A 7,453-nucleotide genomic window follows, 5' to 3' on the forward strand; every position below is an offset into this window, starting at 1 on the left:
ACCGCGACCTGCTGTGGGCGGGGATCGTCGACGGCACCATCGACGCGATCGTCAGCGACCATTCGCCGGCCACCGTCGAGCTGAAGGGCAATCCCGACTTCGGCCTCGCCTGGGGAGGCATCGCGGGGCTGCAGACCGGCCTGTCGGCGGTGCACACCACCGCCCGCGAGCGGGGGCTCGCCTTTGAGAGCCTCCTGCCCTTGCTCACGACGGGCCCCGCGCGCATCGCGGGCCTCGGGGGGCTCGGCGTGATCGAACCGGGTGCGCCGGCTCACCTCGTCGCCTTCGCCCCCAACGAGACGTTCGTGGTCGATGCCGCGACGCTGGAGTACCGCAACCCCGTGACGCCGTGGCACGGCAAGACCCTCACGGGCGTGGTGCGCGAGACCTGGCTCCGTGGAGAGTCGGTGTACCGCCGCGGCGCTGCCGTGACCGAGCGCGAGGGCCGCGAGATCCTGCACACCAATGCGGCGGTGGAGGCGTGAGCGCCGCGGCGTCTGCGACCGGTCCGCGCGAGTCGGCGGGTGACGTCGACGGGCTCGGCCACCGCGGTTCGGCCACGACCGAGGTCCCTGAGCCTGCCGAGGGTGCCGTGACGCACGCCGAGGTCGTGGTCCTTGAGCCTGTCGAGGGGCCCGGTACCGGCGGCTCATCGGCTGCGACCGAGGTCCCTGAGCCTGCCGAGGGGGCCGTGACGCACGCCGAGGTCGAGGTCCCTGAGCCTGTCGAAGGGACCGGGCCCGGCATCACGACGCCGGTGCCGATCCTCCAGCCCGGCGTCGGCGCCGTCCCCGGCGATCACTACCTCCGCGCCACGCCCGACACCGTCCTGTGGGGGCGCCTGCCGTGCGCGAGCGACACCGCCGTGCTCGAGATCGCGTCGGGTGCGAGCGTCACGTTCGACACCGTCAGCCACGAGGGCATCCTCGACGACCAGGGCAGAGATCCGGCCGCCTTCTTCGCCGCACACGGGATTCCGCGGGAGCAGGTGCTCGACGATGCCGTCGAGATCGCGGCATCCGTCTCGCGCGACGTGATGGCCGACGGACCCCACGTCGTCGTCGGTCCCGTGCACGTGCGCGATGCGCACCCCGGTGACCTGCTCAAGATCACCGTCGAGACGCTCGTTCCGCGGGTGCCCTACGGCGTGATCTCGAACCGGCACGGCAAGGGCGCGCTCGTGGGCGAGCTGCCGCGTGGTGAGCACAACGTCAGCGTGTTCGCCGCCGTCGCCGAACGGAGCGGCATCCTGCACGGCACGCTCCCCGTCGTCGAGGGAGGCGAGCCGGTCGTGGCGTTCCCCCTCGCGCCGTTCCTCGGCACGATGGGGGTCGCCGTCGCAGGTGCGCAACGACCGCACTCCGTGCCGCCGGGCACGCACGGCGGCAACATCGACATCAACCTCCTCGTCGAGGGGACGATCCTCTACCTCCCGGTGCAGGTCGAGGGGGCGCTCGCGTACGTCGGCGACCCCCACTTCGCGCAGGGCGACGGCGAGGTCGCGCTCACCGCCCTCGAGGCGTCGCTGCGCGCCACGCTGCGCTTCGAGGTGATTCCGGCGGCCGCCGCGCGCGCGGCGTTCGGCGAGGTCACGGGGCCGCTCGTGCGCACGCCCGACTATCTCGTGCCGACCGGGATGGACCCCGACCTCGACGCGGCGATGCGCGCGTGCGTGCGCTCGTCGCTCGCGCTGCTGCACGGCCGTTGGGGCATGGACGAACACCTGGGCTACGCCTACCTGAGCGCCGCGACCGACTTCGACATCTCGCAGGTCGTCGATATCGTCTCGGGCGTGCACGCGCGCATCCGCGAGGCCGACTTCGCGGGAGTGCCGTCGGTGGAGCCGGAGGCGCTGGCATCCGTTCCCCTGCCCGAGGGAGGCACAGCATGACCCCCGCCCTGGCCGCCGCGCTCGCCCGCGCCGACGAGCCCGCCCGCGTCACCCCCGCGAACGCCGTCGTCCCGCCTCGAGTGTCCAGGACACGCCGCAGGACACGGGTCCGGGACGGCGTGTCGTGGACACTCGACGAGCACGACGCCCCCACTGACGGAGACGGCCGATGACGGATGCCATGACCTCACCTCTCGAACCCGCGGCAGCCGCCGGCACCGCCCCCGGGTCGCCCGCCACTCTGGACTCCGCCTCGGACACCGGCGCCCCGCCTCCGCCCGCCGACCTGCGCGAGGCCTTCGACGCGTACGAGCGAGCCATCGTCGCGAACGACCTCGACGCCCTCGACGCGTTCTTCGCGCCGGGACCCGACACGCTCCGCGGCGACACGGCGGGCCTCCTCGTCGGCCATGACGCGATCAGCGGATTCCGGTCACTGCGCGGCGGCGTCCCTCCGCGCGACATCGCCGAGGTCCACTACCGCCCGCTCGCCACGGCCACCACCGACGCGAGCACCGACGGCGACGTCGCCCTGCTGATGTCGGTGTCGCAGTTCCGCGGCGGTGGGCGAGGCCTGCAGACGCAGGTGTGGCAACGCATCGACGGTCGGTGGCTCATCACCGCGGCGCACGTGACGCCGCGCACGCCTCCGCTCGACCGCACCATCTGGCGCAGCGTCGGCGACCCCTTCCTGCAGGGGGCGTGGGAGGGTCCGCTCGAGGGACTCACCGTCGCGGTGAAAGACCTCTTCGCCATCGCCGGCTTCCGCATCGGCGCGGGAAACCCCACATTCCTCGAAGAAGCACGGCCTGAGAAGGCCACCGCCCCGGCGGTCGCCGACCTGCTGCGCGGGGGTGCGTCGCTGCGCGGCATCGCCCGCACCGACGAGTTCGCCTATTCGATCGCCGGAGACAACGCCCATTACGGCACGCCGCCCAACGGCGCGGTGGTCGGTGCTCTGCCCGGCGGTTCGTCCAGCGGACCGGCATCCGCTGTCGCCCTCGGCCATGCCGACATCGCCCTCGCCACCGACACCGCCGGTTCCATCCGCGTGCCGGCGTCGTACCAGGGGCTCTGGGGGCTGCGCACGACCCATGACCTCGTTCCCCGACAGGGCATGCTGCCGCTCGCGCAGTCGTTCGACACGATCGGCTGGCTCACCCGCGACGGCGACACCCTGCAGCGGGTGGCCGACTGGTGCCTGAGCTACGACGGCTCCGCCTCCACCGAGAACGTGTACGGGGCCGCAGGCAGCGACCTTCCTTGGCGGTTCGTAATCCCCGAAGAGATCCTCGACTGCGCCGACGCCTCCACCCGTGAAGGGTTCTCGCGTTTTCTGGCCGGGCTCGCGGCATCCGATGACCCGCCCTCGTTCCGCGCGGTGCACACGGGAGACCTGGATGCCGGCTTCGCGGCGTTCCGCACCGTGCAGGGCGCAGAGGCGTGGCGCAACGACGGCGAGTGGCTGCGCGCGCATCCCGGTGCCGTGGGCCCGGCGGTCGCCGAGCGTTTCCGCGTCGCGGCGCAGATCACCGCCGACGAAGAACGTGCGGCGCGCAGCGGCCTCGAACCGATCGCCGCGCACCTGGCCGAGCTCGTCGACGGTGCCGTCATGGTCTTCCCCACCGTCCCGGGGCCCGCACCTCAGCGCACCGCCGACGTCGACGCCGTGCGCGCGGCCACCCTGCGGATGACGGCCCCCGCGGCCATCGCCGGTCTCCCGGCGATCTCAGTGCCGCTTCTCACGATCGACGGCGCCCCGGTCGGCGTCTGCCTCGTCTCGCGTGCGGGCACCGACATCGCGCTCGTGCGCCTCGCCCGCCGCCTCGCCGCCCTGTCGGCATCGTCTCGTGCTTCCGCCCCCTCCCGCACCATGGAGACCCCGTGAACAGCCAGCTCCCCGGCCCCATCGACCCGCCCGCCCGACTGCTGATGGGCCCCGGGCCCATCTCGGCGTACCCCAGCGTGCTGCGCGCGATGGGGGCACCGCTCGTCGGACAGTACGACCCGTTCATGACTGCCACGATGAACGAGACTCAAGACCTGTACCGCCAGGTCTGGGGCACCGACAACGACGCGACGGTGCTCATCGACGGCACGAGTCGCGCCGGCATCGAGGCGGCCATGATCTCGCTCATCCGCCCGGGAGACAGGGTGCTCGTGCCCGTCTTCGGACGCTTCGGGCACCTGCTCGCCGAGATCGCCGAACGCGCGCTCGCCGAAGTGCACACGATCGAGGTGCCGTGGGGTCAGGTCTTCCCCGTGTCGGCGATCCGCGAGGCGGTCGAGCGGGTCAAGCCGCACCTCGTCGCCTGCGTGCAGGGCGACACCTCGACCACGATGCTCCAGCCGTTGGACGAGATCGGCGAGATCTGCCGCGCGCACGGAGCGCTGTTCTACACCGACGCCACGGCCTCCCTCGGCGGCAACGCGTTCGAGATGGATGACTGGGGACTGGATGCCGCCACCGCGGGCCTGCAGAAGTGCCTCGGCGGGCCGTCGGGGTCGGCGCCGATCAGCCTCTCGGAGCGGGCCGTCGAGGTGGTGCGCTCGCGCGCCCGCGTCGAGGCCGGTATCCGCGAGGAGGGCGATGCCGTGGCATCCGACTTCATCCGCTCGAACTACTTCGACCTCGCGATGATCCTGGACTACTGGGGACCGCGCCGTCTGAACCACCACACCGAGGCGACGACGATGCTCTACGGCGCGCGGGAGTGCGCGCGCGTTCTGCTGCTCGAGGGGCGCGATGCCGTGATCGCGCGGCACCGCTTGCACGGCGACGCGATGCTCGCGGGCGTCGAGGGCCTGGGGCTCACGGTGTTCGGCGACGTCGCGCACAAGATGACGAACGTCGTCGCGGTCGAGATCCCCGAGGGAGTGATCGGCGATGCGGTGCGTTCGGAGCTGTTGAGCGACTTCGGCATCGAGATCGGCACGTCGTTCGGTCCGCTGCACGGTCGCGTCTGGCGCATCGGCACGATGGGGTACAACGCCCGCACCGATGCCGTGCTCACCACCCTCGCCGCGCTCGAGGCGGTACTGCGTCGCCACGGCGCGACGGTCGCGCCCGGCGGTGGCGTCGAGGCCGCGCAGGGCGTGTACGCGGCGGCGCGCTCATGACGCGCCGCACTCCCGCGTCGGTCTCCGTCGCCGACGTCGGGCGAACGCACGCCGCGTCGCACGCCGGGCGTGCATTCTCGGCGAGTCACGGCCCACACGCTGTCGCCGGGGTCGCTGACTCCGGGCGAACGCACGCCGGGTCGCGCGCCGCGCGGGCATTCGCGGTGAGTCATCGAGTCGCGGCCCGCGGAGCCCGACCATGACCACCGCCACCCGCCTGCAGGTCGCGCCCGAGCGCATCGCCTCGGCGGCGCGCCGCGTCATGGGGCGATGCGAAGAACTCGCCCGGGTCACGGCGACGCCGGGCAGCATCACGCGCGTGTACCTGTCACCCGAGCACGCCCGAGTCAACCGCTTGGCCGCGGAGTGGATGCGCGAACTCGGCATGACGACGAGACAGGATGCCGCGGGCAACCAGGTCGGACGCCTCGCCCCGGCCGGAGCCCCCGACGCCCCCGCGCTACTGATGGGCTCGCATCTCGACACCGTCCCCGACGCCGGACGCTTCGACGGCATCGTCGGGGTGCTGATGGCCCTCGAGGTCGTGCGGCTCATCCGCCTGGTCGACGACGAGGGCACGGCATCCAGTCCCTTCCCGTTCGCGCTCGAGGTCATCGCCTTCAGCGACGAGGAGGGCACGCGCTTCGGCAAAGCCCTCCTCGGATCTTCGGCGGTCGCCGGGCAGTGGGACGCGTCGTGGTGGGACCTGACGGATGCCGACGGCTACACGCTGCGGCAGGCCTTCCGCGAGTTCGGGCTCGACCCGGGCCGCGTCGGCGAGGCCGCCCGACGCCCCGACGAGCTCGTCGCCTACCTGGAAGCGCACATCGAGCAGGGGCCGGAGCTGCATCGCAGCGGCCGGGCGCTCGCCGCGGTGTCGTCGATCGCCTCGGCCAGGCGCTTCCAGCTCGTCGTCGAGGGTGAGGCGCGGCACGCCGGCGGCACTCCGTACGACATGCGGCGCGATGCCCTGCTCGGCGCGAGCGAAGCCGCCCTGGCGGTGGAGCGCATCTGCCGCGGAGAGCATCACATCATCGGCACCGTCGGTCAGCTCGAGGCGTTCCCCGGCGCGGTGAACGTCGTGCCCGGTGAGGCGCACTTCTCGCTCGACCTCCGCGGCGAGTTCGACGCCACCCGCGACCACACGTGGGACGAGATCTCCCGCGAACTGGATGCCATCATGGGCCGCCGCGGGCTCCGCTGGCAGGCCCGCGAGGTGCACAGCGCACCGGCCGTGTTCTGCGCCCCGCTGCTGCAGGACGTGGTGCGCGCCGGTATCGGCGGCGAGGCGCCGACCCTGTTCAGCCGCGCCGGACACGACGCGATGGCGATCGGGGCCATCACCGAGGTGGGCATGCTGTTCCTGCGCAACCCCGACGGCATCAGCCACCACCCCGATGAGGCGGTGACCGGTGCCGACGTCGCCGCGGGGCTACGGGCGCTCGCCGAGGCGGTGCTGCACCTGGGCGCGGAGCCGCGCTGAGCCCGGCCACCCGACTCCGGTCCGCAACCGGTCCACTCGTCCCCGATCGGCCCTCGGACGCACCGTGAGCCCTGCGCGAGAATCGTGGCATGACCGACACCCCCGGCATCCTGCAGCTGCTCGCCTTCGCCGCCGAACCCGGGGGCGGCAATCCCGCGGGTGTCGTGCTGGACGCCGCCTCGCTCGACGACGCGCAGATGCAGCGCATCGCGGCCGACCTCGGCCACCCCGAGACGGCGTTCGTGACCGCGCGTGAGGGTGACCGCGTCGTCGTGCGGTACTTCTCGCCCGACGCCGAGGTGCCCTTCTGCGGACACGCCACCATCGCGACGGCGGTGGCGCTCGCTGAGATCGAGGGCGCCGGCAGCTACGTCTTCGACACCGCCGCGGGCGCGGTCGACGTCGTCACCGAGCGCGACGCCGAGGGCGCCATGGTCGCCGGTTTCACGAGCGTCGAGCCGCGCGTCACCGACCTGGAGCCGGAGGTGGCCGACCGCCTGCTCGGCCTGATGGGCATGACCCACGCCGACCTGGACGAGCGGATGCCGCTGGCACAGTCCTTCGCCGGCAACCTGCACCCGGTCGTCGCCGTGACCGCGCGCGAGGTGTTCGACACGTTCACCTTCGATCCCGGTGCGATGCGGGAACTCCTCGACGAACGCGGATGGAAGGGCACCGCCATCGTGGTGCACGTCGCGGGCGGCATCGCCGACGGCCTCGTCGCCGAGGCCCGCAATCTCTTCCCCGTCGGCGACATCACCGAAGACCCGGCCACCGGCTCCGCCGCCGCCTCGCTGGGGGCGTACCTGCGCGACCGCGTCGGCGTTCCCGCGCCGTTCGGCTTCACGGTGCGGCAGGGGCGGCACATCGGCCGGCCGAGCGTGCTGGAGGTCGAGGTCCCGGCGTCCGGGGGCATCATCGTGCGGGGCGGCGCGACGCCGCTCTGACCGCGGATCGGC

General features: G+C 72.9%; 7 protein-coding genes. All 7 read left to right on the top strand.

Going from position 1 to position 7,453, the window contains the following annotated elements:
* Window positions 1-485: amidohydrolase family protein (locus RWP81_RS12325; RefSeq protein ID WP_314456504.1), on the top strand; the 485-nt coding region annotated here is incomplete at its 5' end.
* 260 nt (window positions 486-745) lie between these two features.
* Window positions 746-1,891 (top strand): acetamidase/formamidase family protein, encoded by a 1,146-nt coding sequence (locus RWP81_RS12330; protein WP_314456513.1) that lies wholly within the window; start codon window positions 746-748, stop codon window positions 1,889-1,891.
* A complete protein-coding gene (locus RWP81_RS12335; protein ID WP_314456506.1) occupies window positions 1,888-2,064 on the top strand; it encodes a hypothetical protein in 177 nt (58 codons plus the stop codon). Before RWP81_RS12330 ends, RWP81_RS12335 begins: the two co-directional genes overlap by 4 nt.
* A gap of 8 nt (window positions 2,065-2,072) precedes the next feature.
* Complete coding sequence (locus RWP81_RS12340; protein WP_314456508.1) at window positions 2,073-3,779, top strand: AtzH-like domain-containing protein; 1,707 nt, start codon at window positions 2,073-2,075, stop codon at window positions 3,777-3,779.
* Between the two features lie 44 nt (window positions 3,780-3,823).
* A complete protein-coding gene (locus tag RWP81_RS12345) occupies window positions 3,824-5,011 on the top strand; it encodes an alanine--glyoxylate aminotransferase family protein (RefSeq protein WP_314456515.1) in 1,188 nt (395 codons plus the stop codon).
* Between the two features lie 199 nt (window positions 5,012-5,210).
* Window positions 5,211-6,494, top strand: coding sequence for an allantoate amidohydrolase (locus RWP81_RS12350; protein ID WP_055959786.1), 1,284 nt, complete (start codon window positions 5,211-5,213; stop codon window positions 6,492-6,494).
* 89 nt (window positions 6,495-6,583) lie between these two features.
* Window positions 6,584-7,441 (top strand): PhzF family phenazine biosynthesis protein, encoded by an 858-nt coding sequence (locus tag RWP81_RS12355; RefSeq protein WP_314456511.1) that lies wholly within the window; start codon window positions 6,584-6,586, stop codon window positions 7,439-7,441.
* Window positions 7,442-7,453 lie beyond the last annotated feature (12 nt).

It is taken from the genome of uncultured Microbacterium sp., assembly GCF_963521695.1.
GTDB lineage: Bacteria > Actinomycetota > Actinomycetes > Actinomycetales > Microbacteriaceae > Microbacterium.